This window comes from Streptomyces sp. NPDC005070 (genome assembly GCF_053600395.1).
The window spans coordinates 60,094-83,953 of the sequence record NZ_JBSFZS010000016.1 but is presented as its reverse complement, the minus strand read 5'-3'; the positions used below and the strand labels follow the sequence as shown (position 1 = coordinate 83,953).

The 23,860-nt window shown below is 68.0% G+C and carries 14 protein-coding genes and 1 CRISPR repeat array; of the genes, 2 read left to right on the top strand and 12 right to left on the bottom strand.

Going from position 1 to position 23,860, the window contains the following annotated elements; genetic code table 11:
- Positions 1-52: 52 nt before the first annotated feature.
- From ACWEBX_RS08345 to ACWEBX_RS08290, 12 genes are all read right to left on the bottom strand, one after another.
- Positions 53-844, bottom strand: a complete 792-nt coding sequence (locus ACWEBX_RS08345) for an ATP/GTP-binding protein (RefSeq protein ID WP_451884118.1) — start codon at positions 842-844, stop codon at positions 53-55.
- A gap of 44 nt (positions 845-888) precedes the next feature.
- Positions 889-1,416, bottom strand: coding sequence for a hypothetical protein (locus ACWEBX_RS08340; RefSeq protein ID WP_451884117.1), 528 nt, complete (start codon positions 1,414-1,416; stop codon positions 889-891).
- Between the two features lie 732 nt (positions 1,417-2,148).
- Positions 2,149-3,060, bottom strand: a complete 912-nt coding sequence (locus tag ACWEBX_RS08335) for a replication-relaxation family protein (protein WP_451884116.1) — start codon at positions 3,058-3,060, stop codon at positions 2,149-2,151.
- On the bottom strand, positions 3,057-5,663 hold the full coding sequence (locus ACWEBX_RS08330; protein WP_451884115.1) for an ATP/GTP-binding protein: 2,607 nt from the start codon (positions 5,661-5,663) through the stop codon (positions 3,057-3,059). The genes ACWEBX_RS08335 and ACWEBX_RS08330 overlap by 4 nt, the downstream gene beginning before the upstream one ends.
- Positions 5,639-6,295: a hypothetical protein gene (locus ACWEBX_RS08325; protein WP_451884114.1), complete on the bottom strand. Its 657-nt coding sequence runs from the start codon at positions 6,293-6,295 to the stop codon at positions 5,639-5,641. Before ACWEBX_RS08325 ends, ACWEBX_RS08330 begins: the two co-directional genes overlap by 25 nt.
- Complete coding sequence (locus tag ACWEBX_RS08320; protein ID WP_451884113.1) at positions 6,292-7,404, bottom strand: C40 family peptidase; 1,113 nt, start codon at positions 7,402-7,404, stop codon at positions 6,292-6,294. The genes ACWEBX_RS08325 and ACWEBX_RS08320 overlap by 4 nt, the downstream gene beginning before the upstream one ends.
- 35 nt (positions 7,405-7,439) lie before the next feature.
- Positions 7,440-10,169: a hypothetical protein gene (locus ACWEBX_RS08315; protein WP_451884112.1), complete on the bottom strand. Its 2,730-nt coding sequence runs from the start codon at positions 10,167-10,169 to the stop codon at positions 7,440-7,442.
- A 1-nt stretch (position 10,170) separates the two neighbouring features.
- Positions 10,171-10,530 carry a hypothetical protein gene (locus ACWEBX_RS08310; RefSeq protein ID WP_451884111.1) on the bottom strand — a complete coding sequence of 120 codons (360 nt, stop codon included), beginning with the start codon at positions 10,528-10,530 and terminating at the stop codon, positions 10,171-10,173.
- Positions 10,527-13,190: an ATP-binding protein gene (locus ACWEBX_RS08305; RefSeq protein WP_451884110.1), complete on the bottom strand. Its 2,664-nt coding sequence runs from the start codon at positions 13,188-13,190 to the stop codon at positions 10,527-10,529. The genes ACWEBX_RS08310 and ACWEBX_RS08305 overlap by 4 nt, the downstream gene beginning before the upstream one ends.
- Entirely contained in the window at positions 13,187-13,768 is a 582-nt protein-coding gene (locus tag ACWEBX_RS08300; RefSeq protein ID WP_451884109.1) for a hypothetical protein, read from the bottom strand. The genes ACWEBX_RS08305 and ACWEBX_RS08300 overlap by 4 nt, the downstream gene beginning before the upstream one ends.
- Positions 13,765-14,106 carry a hypothetical protein gene (locus ACWEBX_RS08295; RefSeq protein WP_451884108.1) on the bottom strand — a complete coding sequence of 114 codons (342 nt, stop codon included), beginning with the start codon at positions 14,104-14,106 and terminating at the stop codon, positions 13,765-13,767. The genes ACWEBX_RS08300 and ACWEBX_RS08295 overlap by 4 nt, the downstream gene beginning before the upstream one ends.
- Positions 14,103-15,023, bottom strand: coding sequence for a conjugal transfer protein (locus tag ACWEBX_RS08290; RefSeq protein ID WP_451884107.1), 921 nt, complete (start codon positions 15,021-15,023; stop codon positions 14,103-14,105). Before ACWEBX_RS08290 ends, ACWEBX_RS08295 begins: the two co-directional genes overlap by 4 nt.
- Positions 15,024-15,869: 846 nt before the next feature.
- Positions 15,870-18,645: direct repeats of the CRISPR family, unit length 29 nt; unit sequence CGGAACACCCCCGCGTCGGCGGGGAGAAC.
- 177 nt (positions 18,646-18,822) lie between these two features.
- Here ACWEBX_RS08290 and cas3 point away from each other — a divergent pair.
- Both cas3 and casA read left to right on the top strand, forming a co-directional pair.
- Positions 18,823-21,669 carry a CRISPR-associated helicase Cas3' gene (gene cas3 / locus ACWEBX_RS08285; RefSeq protein WP_451884106.1) on the top strand — a complete coding sequence of 949 codons (2,847 nt, stop codon included), beginning with the start codon at positions 18,823-18,825 and terminating at the stop codon, positions 21,667-21,669.
- Positions 21,670-22,206: 537 nt separating this feature from the next.
- Positions 22,207-23,796 (top strand): type I-E CRISPR-associated protein Cse1/CasA, encoded by a 1,590-nt coding sequence (casA, locus tag ACWEBX_RS08280; protein ID WP_451884105.1) that lies wholly within the window; start codon positions 22,207-22,209, stop codon positions 23,794-23,796.
- Positions 23,797-23,860 lie beyond the last annotated feature (64 nt).

Sequence of the window (23,860 nt, the reverse complement as noted above, 5' to 3'; positions counted from 1 at the left end):
CACCGCTGTTGATTCCTTCGTCTTGCTCAACGTCGTACTCCTTTCGGTGGCCCTACCTGACAACCTGGACCTCGCCGACCGCCACCTGCACGTTGGTTTGCCGAACCTCGGTGAGCTGACCGGCTTGTCCGCCGCCCTGCCAATTGATCGTCCACGTCGAGGTCGCGGTCACCGGGAACTTGCCGCTCTGGCCACCAGCAGAGGTCTTGGAGTACACGTGTCCGCAAGTCGGAGACTGGGCCATGCCGGCGGATGCCGTGTAGGGCGTACCGGGACCACTACAGGTCACGGAGGCACCGTCGCCCATCGTCCACACGATCTTCGACACCTGTGCCGTCGCGCTGACGGTGACCCCGCCTGCCGACGCGGACGCGTTGTTCGGCCCGAACGTTGTGGCGCTTTGGTTGACCCACATCCACATCGGGACACCCACCGTGTACTTCCCAGAGACTCGCGGGCTGGCGATGGCAGGACCGAGCAGCGTCATCGAGTCCACCGCCCGCTGGGCCAGCACCTTAGGGTCGACCTGCGGCACGGGATTCTGACCGGTCGGCACGACGACGAAGTTGGCCGGGTTGGTCTGTCCGCCGTCTGTGCACTCCATCAGGTACAGGTCGTTCTTCTTGGGGTCTTTGCCTTTCCAGGCCGGATGGTTGGCCGGAGGTTTCGGTTCCACCTTGGTGTACTTGCACTGCATCGTGCTGTTGCCGTCGCCCTGGGAGCCCTCCGCCTGCCCGCTGCGGCCATCAGTCTTGTCACCGACCCCGACACTGACGCAGAACTCGGTGATGTAGCAGTCACCTGTCCCAACATGTGGATCATCGCCAGCGTGGGCGGTGCCCACTGAAGTCAGAACGAGAGCGCTGGCGAGTAATCCGAGATGACGGGCTAACATGCCTGGTCTTGAGCGGTTAACTTCGTGACCATCCACTTTGTCCCCCACTTTTCAAGCGTCGCGGTACTGACGTATTTGATGAGCCGCGTCGTTGGCAGCGAGACCTTCTTCTGCGAGGCCTTGTCGATCAGGGTCCAGTTCGTGGTGTCGACGCAGTCTGTGACTATGGCCGTGGGGATCTTGGCATCAGCAACCTTGACGACTTTGGGATGGAGCACTGGCCTCCCCACGGTCACTTGTCCGGCCTTGCGCATGACTGCAAGGTTGTTCTCGATGTCGGCCAAGGCTTCGAGGGTCGTGTTCTGCTTCAGGCCAGTGCCTGCGGAGGAGGCCTTGCTGTAGGCCGCAGTGTGTGCGTTCCAGGAGTTGGTGTACGCCGCAATAACGGCAGTGTCCTCGGTGTCGACAGGGGAGCTGGAGGACGGTGAGGCGGTCGGCGGGGTGGATTTGGGCTTGGACGACGAGTCCGGTTCACCGTCGCTGCATCCAGCCACCGCCAGCAGACTGCTGGCGAGAATCACCGCGGCTATGTGCTTCCGGGTGTGAACCGCGGAGAAAGTGGACCCAGATGTACGTCGTTGCGTAGCTGTCACGTTGTCTCCCCGTGCGACGCGGTGCGGTTGAGATCTCCCCCTGCACCTCCGACATGCGGGGGCACAGAACCGCGGCTTGGTCGAGCTGCGGTAATGCTGAGTGATCGCCAGGTTACGTTTACGTCAGTCAACTTCCCACCTCAGTTAGGCAGTTCACATGCGTAACTCGGGACATATTTGGTCACTTCCGAAGCTGAAAGTCGATTTGTAGCTGTGTGGCTTTACTCAGAAGTTTCGGCTGACCGGTTCTTTCCGGACGAGGTGGCCTGGGGTGGTGCCGCTGTCATGGAGAGGATGGGTGGGTTCGAGCGCACGGCGATCGCGCCGGTGTCGAGCGCGACGGCCCGCCCCGGGAATCCAAGGTGCGGCGGGTTGAGGTCGTCCGGGGCGGGGTGTCCGCCGTCTTTGCCGGTGCCGACGCTCGCGTTGTGTAGTGGCCTGCGTTCTGGCAGGCCATCCCCTTGTCAATTCCGCCCTTCGTTGTTGCGAATAGTGTCAGTGTCCTGCTTCATCTGACATTCCTAAGTTCGCTGCTCGTTTGGCAGTTGAGATCGCATGCCGCCTTGTGTGGATGTAAAATACTAGTTCGCGTAAGCAAATATCAAGTGGTTTGTGGGGTAGTTGTACGGCTGCGACATCCACTCGCGACAGACTGGCGAGTCACAGTTCCGTCCATGACTGGGGCTCGCCGCCGATGAGGGGTACCCAGACATCGCCTCTGGGGCCTTGGTGTTCGATGTCGTCCAGGACTGCTGCGCCCAGCGGTACTTGGCCGGCCAGCGTGGCCACGAGGGGGTGCTGCGTGACCATGGCCTGGAGGTCGCTGATCCGGTTGCGCAGGGTCGTTGGGGTGGCGCCGGTGAGTACGAACAGGACGCGAGGGAAGAGCGGGTACCAGCGCAGCCAGGCCGGGCCGTTGGAGCGGCGGCGGCCTGTTGTTGGGGGCTCGTAGGACCACAGGCGTGCATATTCGATTAGCTTTGCCGCGAGGCGTTCGCTGCTCATGGTGGTGCGGTCGACTTCGATGAAGGCCCTTAGTTTGCGGCGGTGTTCGCCGCTGGTGACGGTGTAGTGCATGACGGCGTCGGCGATGACTCGTTCTCTTTCACCGATCGCGTGGGAGACCTCGGGGGTCCAGTCGAGGTGGCCGTGTTCGTCGCCGTGACGGCGGGCGTCAGCGACGAATGCCAGGTGGGTCCGCAGAACGGTGAGCGTGTGCGGGGTCTTGAGTGATACAGCGTTGCTGGAGGTGATCGGATACGGCGGGCGGCCGCGTAGCGCGGGCCAGTCCCGGGTCAGTCGTGCGGCCTTCGGGGTGAGGTACCAGACGCGGCTGCGGTGGGACTGGGGCAGTACGGCGAAGCCGACCATGTGTTCGCGGCGCAGGGTGTTGAGCTGCTGGGACACCGACTGGCGGGTGCGGTCGGGACGCAGCAGGACGTGCAGCTGGTGGGTGGTGGCCATACGGTGCTGCGCCAGGGTGGCCAGCAGTTGGTGGGCGAGGGGCTCTACGGGGCTGGGTGTGAATCCGTCCGCGGCCGTGATGTCCTGCGGGGGTCGGGTGGTGGTCATTCGTATCCCTTCGACAGATGGACTCGGCGTGCGGTGGGGGCGTGTTCTGCAAGGAACGCGGCGACGCGCGCCAGTTGCCCAGTGGCGTGTTCGGTCAGCTCGGACAAGGGGCGGGCATCGGCGTTTGTGAGAGCGGCGCGCTCTAGATCGGGGATCTGCTGGGGGCGGGCCTGGGCGGCGAAGACGGTGTCGAGGTGCGGGCCGCGGACTTTCACCGGACCGATGCGGCGGCCGTGGACGTTCATGGACAGGTAGTGCGAGAAGCGCTCCATGGTGGCGACGCGCTCGGGGCTGGGGTCGTTGCCCCACTCGGCGGTGACTGGAGCGATCGCGGACGTCGACCCGGCGGTGGTGGCCAGTGTGGACGCGTTCTGCATCAGGGAGAGCCGCACCGGCGTGGGCAGGCGGGCCAGCAGCTGGGTCATGCCGTGGACGTGTACGCGGTATTTGCGGAAGTCTTCGAACATGGCGGCGATGGTCTCCGGTGCCGGCCCGGTCAGCGTGATCAACTCGTCGAAGTACGGGCGGAACGGCACCCGTTGCTCTTGGGGGAGGTCGCGGCGCGAGCGCACCGCCCGCAGCAGATCACGCGCCAGTAGTGCCGTGAGCAGGCGGTCGGTGGGCCCGTTGCCACCCGGGCACACCCACACGATCTTTCTCGAGTCCATCATCGTGCGGATGTCGTAGATGCCGGCCGGCTGGCCCAGGAACGCGCGGGTGACCGGGTTGGCGGCCAGGCGGACCATGGGGTTGAGGACGACTGCGCTCGCATCGGGCGGCAGCGTCGGGTGCACGGTCCGCCACCAGGAGCGGGTTTCCTCGTCGATGCCGTTTTCTGCGACGGCGAGCGCCGCTGCCCGAAATGCTGGATCGGTGATCAGCGCCCTTATCTGAAAAAGTGTGGCCTGGTCCTGTGGCCGCCCGGATCGGCAGGCGGCCGCATTGACCGCGACCAAGACGGTCAAAGCGGCGGTCAGGATCGTGATCGCGCGTGGGGCGGTCGCGTCGTCCCAGCCGAGCGCGGAGGCGTAGGCGTCGGTGATCGCCTCGACGACTTCGTGCGGGGCCTGGCCGTGCTGCATGCTGATCGGGTTCCATGAGCTCACCCGCGGGCAGGGGCCGAGCCCGTTGAGGTCGATCAGCGTGATGCGGTCCATCAGCGACTCGTGGGCCAGGAACGTCATGGCGCGAGGCCAGGAGTCGCGGTGGGGGTCGATGAACATCAGCCCGCCGCCGGCGTGTGCCCAGCCGATCGCCTGTGCCAGGGCCCGCTCCGTCTTCCCGCCGCCAGCCTTGCCGACCCCCACCTCGAAGAATGTCTCGTCCGCGTAGGTGGCCACCAGACGCTCCCGCCCGTCTGGACTGCGGTAGGTGCCCTGCAGCAGCAACTGCGGGTCTCCGAAGGCGAACGAGGGCAGATCCGTAGCGAGGAGCGGCAGCCTGCAATGCATGGTGGGGGGCTTGAGCAGACCGGTCAGCTCCTCCATCCGTACCCAGTTCGGGCGCGGCGGCTGACAGTGCCCCAGTCGCCAACGACGTTCGAAACTGGACCGGTTCAGCCAGTGATCGGCACCCACCCGCCACGGACCCACCTGCCGGCCGCGCATCGCCCACCGCGAGCGGCCCCCGAACACGTCCAGCGCGGCCTGCACCTGCGCGAGTCGCGCCTGAGCGCGGCCCTCCTTGTCCGCCTGGCACGCCACCAGCATTTGCACCCGGACCAGTTGGTCGTCTTCGGCGAGCTTGCCCAGGGCCTGCGCCCTGTCCACTCGACGCGGCGCCGGCGCAACGAACAGCCGCCGCGAGGAGCTAGCCCCCGCCGTTGTTTTCTCGGTGAGCTGCTCGTGAAGGTGCGCGAGCACCGAATCCGCGCCGTGACGCAGCCAGCGGGCGGATCGCTGCGCTTCGGCGCGGGCGGCCTGGTGCGCGCCGGCCAGCAGTTGACGACGCCGTAGACGCAAAAGCCACCGGGAAGCTTGCTGGATGTCGAGCCGGATCTCGGCGAGGTCGCCAAGCTCCGCCTTCAGGTCGGACACCGCATCGACGAGCGGCTGCAACGGGTCCGGCTCCAGCGGCACCTCCCGCAGCGGCGCCGCCGGTTTGCCCCGCAGAACGAACTCCGCGCGCACCGTGTACTTGCGCGGCGAGTCGACGATCGGCGTGGCCGGGGTGACCATGACGTCCGGCCCGAACGGGCTGATGGACAGCAGTCGTTCACTAAAGGCAGGGCCCTCGATGCGGTAGCGCAGCGGGGCGGTCCCGTCCGCACGCAGCCGGATCTGCACCGTTCTGGCCCGGCGGGGCGTCCACCACGCCACAGCGGCCGATGCGCGGGACAGTTGCAGGCCGTGGCGGAAGATCTCCTCCATGCTCGGCTCGAAGTGTCGGCTGGCCACCAGTTCCACCGCCATGCGCTGCGACGAGGCCCGCGCCGCATAGCGGCGCACCACCGCCTCCCTGGCCACCGCCGTGATGGCTGCGGCCGCCGCAAGGAGGTACCAGTGAGCGCCCAGCCAGTCGGCTGCGGCAACCAGCTTGGTGAGCAGGCCGACGACAGGGCCGGCTGGCGCCGTGGCAGTCAGTGCCGAGGCTGCGGATTCCACGTGTGAACTCCCTTCTCCGGACTCGTGCGGGTGAAATACAGGTCGGTGATGCGGCCGTCGGTGAATGTGCCGCCCCGGTCGGCACCCGCCCACACCAGATGCACCACCGCCCGGTCGGCCGCACCGTCGCGCCGGGCGATGACCGCCTGGACACGGAAACCGGCAGCAGCGAACGCGGGCGCCAGCGCCTGGTCCGGGTTCCTGAAGACGCGCGGCCACCGGGCACGGCCGGTGCCGGTGGCGTCCGCGCGCAGCAGCGACCGGCCAAGGGCGAGCAACTGCTGCTCGTCGGCAGCGGGAAGGTCGGCAGGCCAGGCTGCCTGCAGTGACTGCTGGATGGCCGGGTCGCCTGCCACGCCCTCGCCATGCGGCGGCAGCGCGGAGGGGAGGGCGGCCGGTTCGGCCGGTGTCACGGATGCTGTCGATGGCGTCCCGGTCGTGGCCGGCTGGCCGGTAGAGGGAGCCGTTACAGTCGGCGACGGCTTTGTGGCCGCGTGGGCGCCAGACGGCGTCACCGGGATCGGCGCCGACGGCTGCTGACCGTGGGGTACGCCCAGCAGCACGACGCCGACGACGGCGAGGACGACGGTGCTCAGCACCAGCAGACGCGGCGAGCGCGCGGTCGTGGTCACAGCAGCCGTGCTCCCCCCGCATAGCCCGACATGGTGCTTACGGAGTCCAGCCGTACGGCAGTACCAGGGCGGGCGGCGTTGATCATTTGACCGCTGCCCATGTACAGACCGACGTGATAGATCGTGGAATCACGCCCGGGGGCGTAGGCGTAGAAGACGAGGTCACCCGGCTTGAGGGCACCGGTGCCCAGACGGGCAGGTATCCGCCGGCCGACACCGGCTTGCGCGGCCGCCGTCCGCGGCAGGCGGACGCCGACCTTGGCGTACGCGTACAAGGTCAGCCCCGAACAATCGAAGCCCCGAATGCTGGCGCCGCTCTTGCCACTGGGCGAGCAGCAAATCCCCGCTGATGGGCCCTGGGCGCTGCCGCCACCCCACGAGTAGGGGACACCCCGCTGGGAGAGCGCCGCCTCGACGACGGCGCGGACCCTTTTCGAGACGTTCTTCAGGCTGGGGTCCTTGGCGGCTTGCGTGTACTGGTCGATCCAGCCCAGCACGTTCGCTACGTACGCGTCCGAGTGGTTGTACTGCAAGATCACGGCCTTCAACTGCGCCGGCTTGGTCAGATCACGGCCGCCGCCGCACAGGTAGATCGCGGCCCCGAGAGCGGCATCGTCAGCGTTGTGCGGGTCAGCGACCTTGTCCCCATTGGCGTCCTTGCCGATCCCCTCCCAGGTGGAGGGCAGGAACTGAAACGGACCGACCGCGCGCTCCCCGTTCGCGGTGCCGTCCCATTTGCCGCCGTCGGTGTCGGGGAAGACGGTGGTGTTCCCGCCGGCGCCGGAGCCGTTGAGGAGCACCCCGTAGATCTTCGGGCGGATGTCACCGTTGTCGGCGACGTTCCTGCCGATGGCATGGTTGGACTCGACCTTGGCGATCCCGGCGAGCACCGGCCAGCCCATGCCCCGGCACTTCGGCACGTACGTTCCGACCTGCTGGACCGCCTTCTTGTAGGCGCTCAGCATCCGGGCAGGGATGTCCGCGGCGCTGCCACCCTCGGCGATCCCGCCGTCGTCCTGCGCACCCGTCTTCAATGCGACGTACGCGCTGATGGCGTTCCCTACCGGCGCCGCGCAGCACGCGGCAGCGAACATCAACAGCGCCACCATGCAGCCCCACCGCCGCAGGCGACGCCCGGGCGGCCTCACGCGTCCTCACCGTTCTCGTTCCTCAGTCCGTCGCGCGTCTGGCGCAGCCGTTCGGCGTCCGCCGCGGTGCGCTGCAACAACTCCCGCATCCGCTTGCGCGCCTCATCGCGTGCACTACTGCGCGTGTTCGTGGCCCCGGGAGGAAGCGGCCGGCCGGGATCGGGCGGCGGCGTGGACCTGTTGCGGCGAGGGAGCGGCGCAGGGGAAGGAGTGGTGGCCGGAGCGCCTGCGCGCGTGGCGGGAGGCGGTGGAGCAGGGGAGGGCCGGCCTGAAGGGCCACCCGAGGGTGCCGGGGTGGCCGGGGTGGCTGTAGCCGCTGGTTGGGTTGCGGTCGGCAGGCGGCGGCTGGCGAAGGGACCAGGGCCCCCAATGTCGCTGTTCTCCCGCACGACACGCGCCACATGACGCCCTGAATCCGCCCAGGCCCGGCCGTCCTCACGGACGGTGTTTCCCCATACCTGCACCTGCTGGCGGGCGTCCTGGGAGTAGCGCGATGCCCCCGCCTGTGCTCGGCGGACATTGGCCGGCAGACCAACCGTCGCCCCGTATGCGGCCCGTCCACCCCGGTTGAGGATCCGGTACCCGCGAAAGCGCACCAGCCGGTTGTGAGCCCGCGTCGACAGCAGAGTGCGATCGCTGTTCTGGTCGTGCAATATCTGGCCGCTGCTGCGGTCGACCACCTGCCCCTGCTCAGTGCGATACCGGTCGGGCGGGCCTGCGGGCCGACGCGGCCCCGAACCGCCCGAACCGCCGCTCGCGCTGTCTGAGGGTCCGCTCACGCCCGGGTCGCTGTCGGCGGTGGGCTTGCGCCACTTGGCTAACTGCTCCCGGTCCGGGCGCCGGCCGATCAGCAGCCAGTGGCCGCCCTTGATCCCGAGCCGCGCACCCAGTCCGCCCACCGCCGCAGCAGCCGTGAGCGGGGCCAGCCCGCGTCGGGCCTCGGCACTCGCATCGGCCAGTATCCCGCCCGGGTCGGCAGGCATGCCCGCCCCGTCGGTGAGGGAGGCGAGGGCGCCCATCAGGCGCTGGCGGGTGCCCAGCATCCCGAACCGGCCGCCCCCGCCACCGGACAGCGCCCGCAAGCCCCCGCCGTAACCGCCCAGCGCAGCAGGAGAGTTCATAGCGAGCGCTGCGCCGAGTTCGCTGGTATCGCCGGGCAGGTGGGTGCCGCCGACCTTGGCGTAGCGCATCCGCATCGCCATCCGCCGGCCAAAGGACGTGATGCCCGTCAGCAGTCGCCGGTGCCCTGCGGCACCGGCAATGGCGAGCACGTCGATCAGCAGAATCCGCTCGACCATCAGGTCGGGCCCGTTGGTGATCGTGGCATCCACAGCGATACCGAAGAAGGGCACAAACGCGCACACGCCCACCAGGGCGATGACCGCGACTCCCCACAGCGACAGCCACTTCCACACGCTCTGGCGCGCCGGACCGGGCAGCATGCCCGCGATGAACGTGACGCCGCCGGCGGCCGCGGCAGCCACGCAGATTCCCTGGGTGCCCAGCAGCACAATCGCGGAAGACAGCAGCATGCCGCAGATGAACAACGCGGCGATCAGCAGCAGAGCGGCGCCGCCGACCCGCCACCAGGTGGGCTTGTCGGCGTAGGCGGCGCACGACTTGCCGACCGGACCAGCCTTCTTCATGTCGGCTAGGAACCCGGCGAATGCCTGGTCGTCGTCGGTGACGAGTGCGTTGGAGGCATTGAGGAGTTCACCTCCCGGGGTCAGTTCGGGCAGATCGTTGCTTGCCTTACCCTGTCTTTTGTCGATGCCGCGTTCGCAGTACTTCTTGACCGGACCGTGGATCTTGCTGCAGGCGTCCTTCGCCTTCTCCGAGGGGGGTCCATCACTGGGCATGTATCCGCCGGTCACCCACTTCAGGTGGACGGCGTACGCCTTACGGTCGGCAGCCTTGGCCGGGTCGAGGATGCGCCCGTACTGAAGCAGCATGTACGGCTTGACGATCAACGCGTTCGTGATCGAATCCTGGATCGGACGAGCTACCTCGGCGGCGGAGACCGGCCCCTCGCCTACACGCCCCAGGCATTTGAGCTCAGCGTTGCCGGCCATGCCATCGCACGGCCCCAAGCCGACGAGCTTGCCGCCCCAGTCATAGGAGTTGACACTCTGCTGCGCGACCTCCGCGGCCACCTGCTCACCTTGACCTAGCGGGCCGTCCTGCGCGAGCAGGTAGTCGGGGCGCACAAACGCGGATGCCGCGAACGCCGCGATCAGCAAGGTCAGGAAGATTTCGCCCAGGCCGCGGCCCACCTTGCCACGCACGATCATGAAGGCGGCGAACACGAACGCCCAGGCCAGCAGCAGTCCCTTCAGACCGAGTTCATCGACGACCACGTGGTCGTAGGTGTCCGCGACCTTCTGCGCCGGATGGATCAGGATCTTCAGCAGCGGGAAACGAAACGCCAACTCGATCGCCCACCCCGCCAGCCCGACCAGCAGCCGGATCAGGGTGAACAGACCAGATATCGCGAAGGCCAGGGCCTGCGTCTTGAACGCGAAGACGGAACCGCCAGAAGCGTTCAGCTCGTACCCGTTGATCGGCACCCCCTCGGAGGAGGTGATGTTCAACGGGGACAGCAGGTCTCCACGGTCACTTGTGCTGTTGGCCGCGTACACGACCTGGCTGTTGACCATGATGAATACAGCGGTGAGCAACAGAACGAAGCTGGTCGAGCGCAGCGTGCCGCGGTTTGGACGCAGCATTTCAGGTCCGTCCCTGCCGTGTAGGCGTGCGGCGTCGCCAGATCACGAGCGCCCCCACTGCCGTTGCGGCCGGAAGGAGCCTCCATGCGGCGGCGTCACCGTCGCCCTGGGTGGATCGGGTACGGGGGGAATGACGGCCGTGCTCGCAGTACGCCTTGGCCGGACCGATTATTCGATCGCACACATCTGCCGGCGTATGGGCGGCGTTGGTGGCGAAGGCTTGGCCGGTGCGCGGCCACCAGGTCTCCGGCAGACTCGCCCCGAGCGCCAGGACGAGCACGCCGACGGCGACAGCGATCGCCGTGAGAGCACTCGCTGCTGCAGCCAGGCGCCCGGAACGGTTGGGCGCGAAAGAGGTCATCGCACGTCCTTCGGACGGTCGCCCGGTGCGGACACGGGCGCGGTGGTGTGGCGTCCCGGGGTAGTGGTGATGGCAGCGGAGATCCGCTCGATGCGGGGGATGACGACCTTGACGCGGCCAGTGTTCTGCCGCGGGCACGCGATGAGGAACTCGCCTTCGCGACCGCGTTGCCCGACGGGGGACAGGCCGGTGGTCACCATCCGCAGCAGCTCGCCGTCGTCCGGATCGAGCCCGATGAACTCCAGGCCGCGGCGGGCACGGTCGCGGTCGGCGGTGCGGGCAAGCGCCCGGTAGGCCATCAATCCGCGGTCGGGGCCGAGTTCGGCGGCGTCATGCGAGCCAGCTAGAAGGCCTGCGCCGTGTTTGCGGCCGTCATGGAGAATCTCGTGCACGAGAGCGGTGCCCTCAGCGGAAGAGGTCAACCAGTACAGCTCGTCCAGGACCACGGCTGTGAACCGGTCGGGGTCCGCAAAGGCGGTCTGCCGGGCGATTGCTGCGATCAAGTAGAGCACCGCGCGGCCGATCAGGGCTTCCAACGGCTGCTGATGCAGGACCTCAGGTTTGTCGAACGCAGCTTTTGGCGGCAATTTCAGACCGGTCGTGGTGATCACGATCATGTCGGAGGCGCTGGAGGCATCCAACCTGACGGACGGCAGCGTTGGGTCGAAGACCATCCTCGCCAGGGGATTGGTGGCGACGACGCGGATGAGACCGGCCAGGGTGGTCGCGGCGTCTCTTCGCTTGCCCGCCTCGTGTGTAGTCATTTCCTCAAGGACCTCAAGAACACGGTGCATGGACGGTTGTGGACCCGCGGCGACCTGTTCGACGGCATGGTGCAGAACCTCCCCGCTGGTGCTCATCGGCCCGATGCCGAGCTGCAGGGTGAGATAGGACAGGGCGTAGTGGCGGCCCACCGGGCCGTCGAACATACGCAGCGGGTCGATGGACACCTCAGCCTGGGCGGCATCAATGATCTGTACACGGCCCGCGGCTGCGGTCCGGGCAAACGTCGCCCACTCCCGGACGGGAGTGCGGTCGATACAGATCGCGCAGCCGCCCCGTGCCCAGACCGCTTCGGCGATCAGCTTCTGCAGCACGCTCTTGCCCGCGCCGAGATCCCCGACGATGCCCATCGAGGCCGAGGCATCAACCTTCGGAGCGTCCGCCACATTGATCATCACAGGGCGCGTCGTCCCTCGGTCCAGGTCGATGCCCAGGAACATGCCGTTCGGGTCGCCGACCTCCGACGCGGCGAATGCCCCGCCCAGCGCCCAGTCCTCGCTGACCTGATGCTGGGTGAACTCCCGCACCACGCCCGGCCGTACGGTGCCGGGCAGCCCCAGAGTGAACAACGCCTCCTGCAGGCCAGCTGGACGCACCGCCCGGTAGTTGGCGCCGCCGAGCAACGCGACCAAAGCCCGGGCCCTGGCGTCGCACGCGGCGGCACTCGGACCCCACACCGTCAGCACGGTCACCGACTGCACCTCGACCTCCACGCTCGTGCGCGACAAGCGAGCGTCGAGCTCGCCCAGATCGCGGGCAGCCTCCGTGAGCGAAGCAGGCATGCCTGTCGGTCGGGCGTCATACTGGTCGGCCTGGTCGATCAGTTCATTCTTCTTGCGTCGCACCTGGTCCCGGGCCGTCTCCGCCGGCACCAGCGCCAGGTCGACGGTGTAGTCGACGGGAAAATCCAGGCCCTCCAGTTGGGCGAACAGATCCGCGGCGTCCTGACTGACCGCGGGCGGGCACTCGGCCAGCACCACCTGCGCCTGGTAGCCGATCCCGTTGTCGGACTCGACCTGCAGCCAACGCCGCCCCAGCGGCGATCCCGTGTTCATCCGCCACCAAGCCCCGCGACCCGACCTGGTGATCCGGTCCGCGCTCTTCAGGCCGTCGACGTCGTCGAGGTCCGGGCCGATTCCGCCTTCCTGCAGGCGGACCTGGCCGAGATCTGCATAGCTGGGAGAACGCAGCACCCCGCCTTGGACACGCCCGCCGTACAGCTCGCTGGTCTCAGCCTCAGCCAGCAACGGTTCCGCGAGCCCACGGTGCAAGGCATGCTGGACCATCCACACGATTTCCGCCGGGTGGGCCGGGCGAAAGGCAACACCGCCAGAGAGCGCGGCCTCCACCCGAGATGCCTGCTCACGGAAGGCGCTCACCTCGCGCCGCGCGACGGGTGCCGGCCGCATGCCGAGCATCGGCGCGATTTCAGCCCACGCCGCTCCCAGGGATGCCGACACCCGCACTCCGGTGGTGTCGCTCTGCAGGGGCACAGCCAGCCAAAGGGTGCGGTAGTGCATTTCCTGGCCGTTCAGCAGATCCAGAGCGGCCTCGACGTTCTCCACCCATGGATGCGGGCCCGCACCCACAGTCTGCGCGATCGGCTCGATGCCCTCGATCATCCGCAGGGCGATCTCCCCCGGGTCAACCTGCGCGCACAGACCGAACAGCCGTGGCGCCCCGGACAGGGAGCGGACCAAGTGCGTTATTTTGGCGAGCTGTTCGTCACGGACGGCAGCGGGCATATGGGTGCCCTGGACGTTCTCTTCGCGCTGTCCGCGTGCGTCCGGGCTGGGGTGGAGACGGTAAAGGGCCCATACGCTGCCCTGCGTCGACCACACCAGGTGCCCAGCTATGTGACGGATCGAAACCCTCACTGCACACCCTTCCTCTGCTGGGCGAGCGCGATCAGCAGTTGCACACCCGAGACCGGACTCGCCGGCGCCCATGAAGCAGCCGGTTGCGTGCCGCCGTATAGGGACCGGGATCTGGAGGCTGGCCATTCAAGCGGCGCCCGAAGAGCGTGCTGGCGAGCCGCTTGGGATGGAGCGGCCTGCACGGTGCACTCTTGAGTGGAGGCGCCCTCGATGGTGAAGCTGGCGAGCAGCGGCCGGGGCGCACGATCGCGGGCGGCCCGCCCGCCGATCCGTCCTCCCCTCGGCTGCCAGCCAAGCAGCAGCCAGCCCACAGCAGCCTGCATCGGCGCGCGGCCCCGCATGGTTGGCCGCCGCACCGCCCAGATCGCTAGTGCCCACCCGATGATGGGGATCGGCCCCATCCACGACCACCAGCTGATGGTCTTCACCAACAGGAAGCCGCCGCCGACCGCGACCGCGATCTGCGCAGGGGTGTACGGGCCGAGCGGGATTCTCCAGTCGGCGACCTTGCCCAAGACCCAGGGATGACGGCGAGCGGAAGTGTAGAAGCGGCTCGCCCGCGCCGCAGTCGCGGTCACAGCCAACCTCCGGCCCCCAGCGTGTGGTCGTGGGATGAGGGGGATCCGGACCGGATGATGCTGGAGATGGCAGGTGCGCTCTTGGCCGGGTTCTTCACCTCATCCTCGAACATGCTGGCGAGGCTGTCGCGGGAGTTGTACAGCCCGAGGGCGATGATCATCAGCAGTAGGGCGCCGATGCCCGCCTTGAGACTGAATTTCTGAATCATGATCACGACGACGAGAACGATCAGACCAGCCTGCAGCCCCTTGGTCGCCCATTCCTTGAACATGTTGATCCACGAGTTGCCGAGGTCATCCAACTGCCCGGCGAGCAAGACACCGTGCACCGTGTTCACCGCACACCCCCAACAGCCCCAGACTCAAGCGCTGCGACTTCCCAGCGACCGGAGCGAGCCTTGAGCACGAGCTCATACGCCAACGGCCACCGCCCGCCGGCATCCCGGGCTTCCACCGATGCAAGGACATGCGCCCTCGTGCCGTCAGCCGGCACCGTCTCGGCGGCCGCCCCCTCCTCGACGGCCGCCACCCGAGTGACAGGGACCGCCGTGTATGGGGCAGGGGAGACCGGCGACAGCGTTACACCCGGCGCGAGGTAGCGGTCGACCTCGCCAGCACCGGTCAAATACGCGGCCAGGAACTCCCCCACAGCGGAGGACAGATCGCCTACCGGAACCGTCACACCGTACGGAGCCTTCGGCACCTCGGCCCCGACCGGACCAGCCACCACGCTGGGCGCACCAATCACAGCGAACGAAGTACCCAAGCGGTCCACAGACACCAGCACGGCGTAGTAGCGCACCGAGCCGTCGGCGTACTGCGCAGCCACCGTCACCGACCACACGCCGCCACGCTGCGCACTGCGCACCGCAGTCACAGACTCCGGCTGCGACTGCGCACCCGCCACTAGGTCGGGCAACTCGACATCAGGCGCCATCGACTGCGCAAGACGAGCCTGCGCAGTCCCCGCATCATCAGCTTTGCTGCGCAGCCACGCGTTGACGAACAACTGCGCATAGCCGGCCGGGACGGCGGTGGCCGCGCTACGCACGAGAGTGGGCTTGGCCGAGGCGGCCGCCTCGACGGTGGCTGGGGTGGAGGTGATGGCGACGGCCAGGGCGAGAGGGCCAGCCGCGATGACCGTCCAGACCGCCAAGCGTGAGAGGCGAACGCGGCGCCGCATCGCCTCTAAGCGAGCGCCACCCACCATCGGAACATTGGCCTCGCTCTGCGAAGCCTGCTTGCCAGGAGACATGGTCAAACTCCCAGGTCAGAACATGTGATTGCTGACCTTGAGGAAACCCGTCACCCCCGACCCGACCACCGACCACCAGATCCCGACCACGGTCACGATGCGGATACAACGCCCATGGTCGAAGCCATGGTCGCCCCGACCACAGCCCCGACCATGGGTCCCAGGTGGGGCAGTCGGTGGTCACTGCGATGCACGTCACCACCCCGTCACCGGGTCACGCGCACACCGCCTCGGCATACCGTGCCCAGTGGCGTACGCAAATGCGCACAACGACACCACCCAACCCGCGAGGCCACATGCGCATCCAGACCCCCGGTTGTGCGCAAGACAACGCCGTGCTTCAGCGGCTGAACTGCGCAACCACTGCGCATCGTGCTGGGGAGGAGTTGGTCGGCCTGACCAGGACCCCGACCACAGCAGCGAGAAGGCCACGTTGCCGACTGACCGACCCCAGGGGGCGTGGTAGCCCGCTATAGCCACCGTGCATGGCCTGTGCCCAGGGCGCCGTCGTGAGCAGCTCAGGAACCAGGGTCTGCCCCGGCTAATGGTGGCCGATTAGTACACGCAGATCGCCAATGGGTTGTTCCGCGACAGTCGGATCTCGTATCGGGCCGCGGCCGCCTACACAGTGAGTTGCCGATTGCCGCTGTATATCCGCGATTGCGTGTTGCTGCCGAGTACTTGGGAGACGGCCATGGTCGGCCCGATCTGTCGGCGACCACGAGTCCGACCATGGCAGTCCAGCGCGCATGCTGTCGCAGTGGCGCCGGTGGCCGGAGAGCCAGATGTGCTGACGGCATGGATCTGGGGAGGATGCGCGGCTCCAGATCGCATTCAGCCCCGCGCCGGAACACCCCCGCGCCGGCGGGGAGAACGCTCTGGTCGTCACTACGCCACCCTCGCGGGCCGGAGCACCCCCGCGTCGGCGGGGAGAACGCAGCTCGGTTCGGCGGCGACGACCGCCATCGCGGAACACCCCCGCGTCGGCGGGGAGAACGCCCACGCCCACACCGGGAGCGGCCCGATCTTCGGAACACCCCCGCGTCGGCGGGGAGAACATCTCCGAGGCATCCCAGAACCACCGCCAGGCCGGAACACCCCCGCGTCGGCGGGGAGAACTCGTTCTTCTTGCGCCGCACCTGGTCGCGGGCCGGAACACCCCCGCGTCGGCGGGGAGAACTTCGGGCTGGGAGGTCTGTGTCAGGCGTCGGTCGGAACACCCCCGCGTCGGCGGGGAGAACCGCGGTGGCCTGTCGGTGGAGGGGAAGCTCAACGGAACACCCCCGCGTCGGCGGGGAGAACGAAGTCCTCGACCACCTGGACCTGCAGCTCGACGGAACACCCCTGCGTCGGCGGGGAGAACCTGCACCGGGACACCGACTCCGTGTGCGGCGACGGAACACCCCCGCGTCGGCGGGGAGAACACGGGTGGCGGCGCGCAGCCGTGTAGAACCGGCGGAACACCCCCGCGTCGGCGGGGAGAACTCGCGCTCACGCAGGCATCCTCCGGGAACCTGCGGAACACCCCCGCGTCGGCGGGGAGAACGACCACCCGGGCGTGAAGTGGGACGACGTCGACGGAACACCCCCGCGTCGGCGGGGAGAACTCTGCTCGCCAAGGGTGACCACGTCAGCTCACCGGAACACCCCCGCGTCGGCGGGGAGAACGTCCACAGCCACGTGCCGACGGCGGCGAGCAGCGGAACACCCCCGCGTCGGCGGGGAGAGCACGACCGAGACCGGCAAGATCCAGGTGCTGATCGGAACACCCCCGCGTCGGCGGGGAGAACGCCGACCAGATACCGGCCGTACGCTCCGCGCTCGGAACACCCCCGCGTCGGCGGGGAGAACCTCGGGCACTCACCAGCTCACCACGATCTACAACGGAACACCCCCGCGTCGGCGGGGAGAACCTCCGGCTCCGCCTCGTCCGGGGCGGGCTGTGACGGAACACCCCCGCGTCGGCGGGGAGAACCACCGACAAAGGCACCGGAGCTGCATAGACATCGGAACACCCCCGCGTCGGCGGGGAGAACGTCGACGCCTACATCGCCGTCACCCACAACTGCGGAACACCCCCGCGTCGGCGGGGAGAACGTCTCCCGGTGGGCATCGACCTCGACCCGGGCCGGAACACCCCCGCGTCGGCGGGGAGAACCTGGAGGGTCTCCCGGCACAGCTCCTCGGCCTCGGAATACCCCCGCGTCGGCGGGGAGAACGGGATCTCGCCGTTCGGCCCCCGCCCGCTGGGCGGAACACCCCCGCGTCGGCGGGGAGAACCGGGACGGGGAGTTCATGCACGTGGTGGGGAACGGAACACCCCCGCGTCGGCGGGGAGAACGCACTGTCGATCATGTCGAGGTGAGGGGCCTGCGGAACACCCCCGCGTCGGCGGGGAGAACGGCCGCGCGGAGCTCGGTGAGCGCCCTTTTGGCGGAACACCCCCGCGTCGGCGGGGAGAACCAGGTCGAGGTTGACCTCGGGGTAGCGGGCATCGGAACACCCCCGCGTCGGCGGGGAGAAGGGACCCGCTTCCTGCACGGGCGCCAGCCGCACCGGAACACCCCCGCGTCGGCGGGGAGAACCTGTGGGGCGGATACACCCTGATCTTCTGGGGCGGAACACCCCCGCGTCGGCGGGGAGAACTCGGCGGCCTGGTCCGCGAGCTGTGACGGTGTCGGAACACCCCCGCGTCGGCGGGGAGAACGCCTTGACGTGCACCCGGTAGGACGTCTTGGACGGAACACCCCCGCGTCGGCGGGGAGAACAACACGTACCGCGTACGCGAACTTGGCCACCCCGGAACACCCCCGCGTCGGCGGGGAGAACGCGGGCGGGCCCTCCTCTGTCGGGTCTGGGCCCGGAACACCCCCGCGTCGGCGGGGAGAACCCCTTGACCATTCCGGCGATGGGAGATCCCAGCGGAACACCCCCGCGTCGGCGGGGAGAACGAACGGGGTCTTCTCCAGCTACGGGTTCGACTCGGAACACCCCCGCGTCGGCGGGGAGAACGTCCCGGACACCGCGTGAGGCGGCCCTGGCCGCGGAACACCCCCGCGTCGGCGGGGAGAACGGCTTCATCACCGTGATGAACGCACGCAGGTGCGGAACACCCCCGCGTCGGCGGGGAGAACCACTTGTGCCGCAGCATGAACTGACCAACCGTCGGAACACCCCCGCGTCGGCGGGGAGAACGTGACCGGTCTCAAGGCCGGCACCCTGTACTACGGAACACCCCCGCGTCGGCGGGGAGAACGATGGCCCCATGGAACTCATTGAATCCCACGACGGAACACCCCCGCGTCGGCGGGGAGAACCGCAGCATGGGCGTGTTCGCGCCGGACGAAGTCGGAACACCCCCGCGTCGGCGGGGAGAACGACGGCGGTAAGAGGCCGATCCCGTGGCGTGACGGAACACCCCCGCGTCGGCGGGGAGAACAACGGGATGCCGAGGACACTCGACTCCAGAAACGGAACACCCCCGCGTCGGCGGGGAGAACACGACGACGACGATCCCCCGAGCAAGACGACGCGGAACACCCCCGCGTCGGCGGGGAGAACTCGGTGATGCGCTTGTGGAGATCATCGATCACCGGAACACCCCCGCGTCGGCGGGGAGAACCCTTCCTGACCAGTGCGTCAGGAAGGGCTTTGCCGTCCCTTTGCTGAGGCTGTGGCCTGGATATGGCGACGTGCACGTTGCATGCCAGCAGTCTATCCGGCTTCACCGTCAGCACCTGGTGTCAGAGGCCTGTGTTTGGATCTGCGCCACAGGCGGGCTGACAGGGAGGAGATGGCCATGTCGAGGGCGATGAGCGAGGCGCCGGACGAGTCGGTTTGGGGAAAGTCACGGGGCCTTGATCCGGAACTGCCCCCGTATCCGCTGGTCAGGCACCTCATTGATACGGCTGCGATGGCGCTACACCTGTGGGACGTGTACCTGTCGGACAACCAGCGGCGGAGCATTGTGCAGGGGATGGAGTTTGAAGGCGAGCCGGATAAGGCACGTGGGGTGGTCGGCTTGTGTGCCGGGCTGCATGACATCGGCAAGCTCTCAGGGTTTCAGTTCTGTTCTCGGCACGGGACCGAAAATCTTCGAGCACCACTGAATGAGGACCGCGAGCAGATGGGCGGTGAGCGGCTAGGTCATGACGTGGCCGGTATGCGGGTGGCTGCAGACGTGCTGGCAGTGCTGGGCTTTGATGCCGAGGGAGAGACGGCTGCCGCGGAGCGGGTTGAGGAGATCATTGGTGGTCACCATGGCCGCTTTCACCGTAACGAGGGCGGGAGCGGGGCCACGTTCCTGGGCGGGTCGGCATGGGCGCGGCAGCGTGAGGTGCATGCGTCTGCGGTGTTCGATCTGGTGGGTTCTCCTGTGGCGCCGGAGTCATTCAAGGCGGCGCCGGCTGTCGTGGTGACGGGAGTTGTTGTCCTCGCGGACTGGCTGGTCAGCCAAGAGAGCTACCTACGGCGTCGGCAGAAGGCGCTGGAGCCGTCCCTGGAGGCACACTTCGCTCAGTCGCGGGTGGATGCCGAGGAGCTGCTTGCTGATGCCGGTCTGGTGCCGGTGCAGTTGCAGCGGCCGGGTTTCGCTGAGGCATACGGGATCACAGGGGAGCCGAATCCGCTACAGCGGTCGGTCACGGAGGAGCTGCCGGACGCTGTGCGCGGCGGGAGCCGGGGTGGAATCCTCCTGGTGACAGCTGCTCCAGGGGATGGGAAGAGCGAGACCGCTCTGGAGGCCGAGCGAGTGCTGTCGGCTACCTTCGGCACGCGGGGGTTTGCGTTCCTTTTGCCGACGATGGCAACGAGTGACCAGATGTACGGGCGGGTTGCCGGTGCGCTGCTGCGGCAGTCCGGTCATGATGCGGGGCTGACTTTGGTGCACAGCATGGCCTGGCTCAACAGCGCGTACTCGGACGTGTCTCTGGGGGCAGGTCAGGGTGTGGTCACGTGTGACGGGGACGAGGGGCGGGCAGGGCGGCAGCGCGCGGAGGCGGATATGCGTCCGCGGCAGTGGTTGCGCGGGTCTAAGCGTCCGTTGCTGGCGCAGTTCGCGGTGGGCACGGTGGACCAGGCGCTGATGTCGGTGCTGCCGGTGCGGCACAACATGCTGCGGTTGCTGGCGCTGACGGGCAAGACGTTCATCGTGGATGAGGCGCACGCTTACGACCCGTACATGCAGGTGTTGTTGGGGCGGTTGCTGAACTGGTTGGGGGCGTTCGGGGTTCCGGTCGTCTTGTTGTCGGCGACGTTGCCGGCGTCGGTCAGCGATCGGTTGATCAAGGAGTATCTGCAGGGGGCGGGGCACGATCAGCGGGTGCTGAAGAAGCAGTCGTTTCCCGCGCCGTATCCGGGTTGGCTGTATGTGGATGGTGGGAGCGGTCACGCTACGGAGATGTCTCCTGTGCGGCGGCAGGAGCAGGCCAATGAGCGGAGCATGGGCCTGAACGTGTGCGTGGAGCCGGTCGTCCACGGCAAGGGCGGGGTGCGTGACCGCCTTGCGGTCATCGAGCGGCTGGTGGAACCGGTGGCTGCGGGGGAGGGCGGCAGTGCGCTGGTGGTATGCAACACGGTCGGCGATGCGCAGGAGACGTATCAGAGACTGCGTGAACGGTTTGACGACCGTTCCCATGAGCAGGGCGGGATCGTGCAGTTGCTGCATGCCCGTTTTCCCGGTGATATCCGGGAGTCTCGGACACGAGAGGTCACGGACGGGCTGGGGCGTTCAGGGCCACGGCCGGTGCGCCGGATCGTGGTGGCGACGCAAGTCGTCGAACAGTCACTCGATCTGGATGCCGACATCGTGATCAGTGATCTGGCGCCGCTGGCCCTGCTCTTGCAGCGGGCGGGCCGGTGCTGGCGGCACGAGAACTGGTGGGCTCGGCACGGCTATCCGGACGGTCGTGGCCGCCCGGAGTGGGCGCGTGCACCACGCCTGGTTGTCCTGGATCCGCTCACCGGCGGTGCGGGAGTGCCGAAGCAGTGGGGGGAGGTCTACTCCGAGTTCCTGCTCTCTGCGACGTCGGCGAAGCTGGGGAGTCTCGCTGAGGGTGTGATCTCCATTCCGGATGACGTTCAGGGCCTGGTCGAGGCGGTGCACGGTGCCAGCGCGGACGCGTTCGACTGGGACAACCCGGGCGGTCGGCAGAAGGCAGCATGGAACGCCCACCGCGGGAAGGAGTTGGCGGAGCGGGGCCAGGCCGGCATGGTCGCTGTTTTTCGGGCCAGGAGCGTGGCAGGGCTGCACGATCTGCACAGTCTGCCGGGGGAGGAGGACGAGTGGGAGGTCGCCACACGGCTGGGGGCTGATTCGGTGCGGCTGTTGTGCGCCTACGTCCAGGAGGACGGGCGAAGGACTCTCGACCTGGCGGGTGGCGAGTCGATCCCCGACCCGTCGGCGGGGGACGGGGTCGGGGCTGCCGCTGTGCGGGCGGTGATGCGGCGTACGATCCCGGTTCGCGGGAGTTGGTTTCCCGTGGAGGACATCGACCGGTTCACCCCGCCGGACTCGTGGGCGGAGCATCCGATGCTGAACGAGGTCCGTGTCCTGTACCAGCCGGTTGCAGGGGGAGTGGCCAGTGCTGTCGCTGTGGGCGGCAGGTCGCTGTATCTGGATGCAGACCTGGGCCTGGTCCGGAGTTGATGTGAGCGACCAGTGGGGACACCCCCACGTCGGCGGGGAGAGACCTTCCGGGCCAAATCCACCATGCCCCTCCACGGGACCACCCCCACCACGGCGGAGAATCATGAGGTCCTCGACGGCCGGCCAGAGGGTACCGTGTCAGGCGACGGTATGCCCCAAGCTTCGGGGAGAAGGGTCGGTCCAGAGCCATGGGCTCCGTGAGACGGACTGGTCCACGGGGCTCAATCTCGTCTGACCGCTGTAGTGGGCTGCGCTGCCATTGGGGCGCCGTCGAGCCGTAGTTGCTGGGTTGTCCTGCTGGCCCACGTCGCATGCCCCTCCTATACCTCACGGATTTGCCCTGCCCTTCCACCTTCATGGAATTCGTGCGGCCGGTTCCTCACCTTGCTCAACTGGTCCAACCCCGTTGATTCGCGGGGGCGTTGTCAGTGGGCGGTGCTTCAATGTCGGGCACGACGCCATGAGCGGGTTGGCCGGGGGGCTGTGGCCGTGCTGGCTGGTGTGTTGAGCCGTGTGTGAGTGAGGGAGGGGCTGTTCGTGAGTGGGGGGTTCGACCTGCGGGATGAGCCGTGGATTCCTGTGCGGTTGCTGACGGGTGAGTCGGTGCGGCTGGGGTTTCGAGGGCTGTTCAAGCAGGCGCATGAGATCGCGGACCTGGAGTTGGCGGTGCCGCCGACGGCAGGAGGTCTGCTGCGTGTCCTGGCCGCGATCACCGCGAGGATTGCTCAAGCTGGAGACGTGCGCCTGGACGATGCGGGCGTCGCGCAGGACATCGATGACTGGCATGCGCTGCGGCGGCGGGTGCTGAAGCAGGGCCGGTTCGATCCGGACGCGGTGGATGCCTACCTCGACGAGGAAGTCCCAGCGGGCCGTTTCGACCTGTTCGATGCGAAGCGGCCTTTTCTGCAGGATCCGAGGCTCATCACGGAGTGCGTGGACGCGAAGGGAGCACCGAATCCGTCCGGAGTGAACAAACTGGTCCTGGGACGGCCGACCGGTGTCAACGGGGCAGTTCTCTTCGGCCATTTCACGGACACGGCGCCGATCGCAGTACCGGCCGTGGAAGCGGTGTGGCATCTGCTGGCGCAGCTGTACTTCGGGCCCTCGGGCCAGTGCACGCCCCGGCGGATCACCGCACAGCGGGCCGGCAGCGGCGATGCGGCACCTCTGCGTAAGTCTCTGTCGTTTTTCGCCTGGGCGCCGGATTTGTTCACGAGCCTGGTGCTCGCTGTCCCCAGCCCGCAGTTCGAGGCGGACTGGGAGGCGACGGACGCCTGTCCGTGGGAGGAGGAGCTGAACGCCCCGCTCGAGCCGCTGCCCGCAGTGACGTGGCCGGGTCGGCAGCTCACCGGCCGCTTTCGTCACGCGGTGCTGCTGACGCCTTCTGCCGACCGGCGGTCGGTGACCGACGCTTACATCACCTGGTCGACGCATGAGGCCGCGCCATCGGTCCGCGATCCTTACCAGATTCTCGACCGCCGCAAGGACGGAGCGTTCCAGCCGCGGGAGGCGGACGGGTCACGGGCGTTGTGGCGGGACATCGACTCCCTGCTGCTGAAGGACAGCAAGCAGGACGTGCAGCGTCCTCCCTGTCTGGAGAACCTGCCGAAGCGGTTGCTGCCCGCCCTTCGGGTGCGGGCGTACGGGTTCGAGCAGGACGGCCAGCAGAAGGACAGCGTATGGTTCCAGTCGACGACCCCTCCCGTCCTGCAGTGGCAGGAGGAGGCTGATCCGCAGATGGCGCATCATGTGAGCCGCTGTCACCGTGCAGCCGAGGATGCCGGGTCTCGGCTCGATTTCGCTGCCAAGGTCGCTTGGCGGATCGCCACGGATGCGAACGCGGACACCTCCGCCCAGGCCAAGATCCGCATCGATCAGCGCAAGCCCGGACCCTGGGCGTCGGCGGCCCTGGCACGCTACTGGCCCTCCGCCGAGCGGGAGTTCTGGCAGCTGGCCACACCGGAACAGACGGGTTCGGTGCTCGAGCGGCCGTTCGTCGAGGCGGCCCTGGCCGCGCTCGACGAGGCGATCGGCCCGGTCAACCGCGCCGACCTGCGGGTGGCACGTGCCCGCAGCCGCGCCCGGGCGATCCTTGCCGGTCTCCTGCCTACCTCCGCGACGGTCTGATCCGACCGGCCGGCGCTGGTCCTTTCCCGATCAGTCTGACTCTGACGTTTTCCCCTTCACCCTT

Excerpts from the sequence above, each read along its gene's own strand:
- ACWEBX_RS08315 (WP_451884112.1), bottom strand. The coding sequence starts at position 10,169 with ATGCTGCGTCCAAACCGCGGCACGCTGCGCTCGACCAGCTTCGTTCTG.
- ACWEBX_RS08310 (WP_451884111.1), bottom strand. The coding sequence starts at position 10,530 with ATGACCTCTTTCGCGCCCAACCGTTCCGGGCGCCTGGCTGCAGCAGCG.
- cas3 (WP_451884106.1), top strand. The coding sequence starts at position 18,823 with ATGTCGAGGGCGATGAGCGAGGCGCCGGACGAGTCGGTTTGGGGAAAG.
- ACWEBX_RS08290 (WP_451884107.1), bottom strand. The coding sequence starts at position 15,023 with ATGTCTCCTGGCAAGCAGGCTTCGCAGAGCGAGGCCAATGTTCCGATG.
- ACWEBX_RS08320 (WP_451884113.1), bottom strand. The coding sequence starts at position 7,404 with ATGGTGGCGCTGTTGATGTTCGCTGCCGCGTGCTGCGCGGCGCCGGTA.
- ACWEBX_RS08335 (WP_451884116.1), bottom strand. The coding sequence starts at position 3,060 with ATGACCACCACCCGACCCCCGCAGGACATCACGGCCGCGGACGGATTC.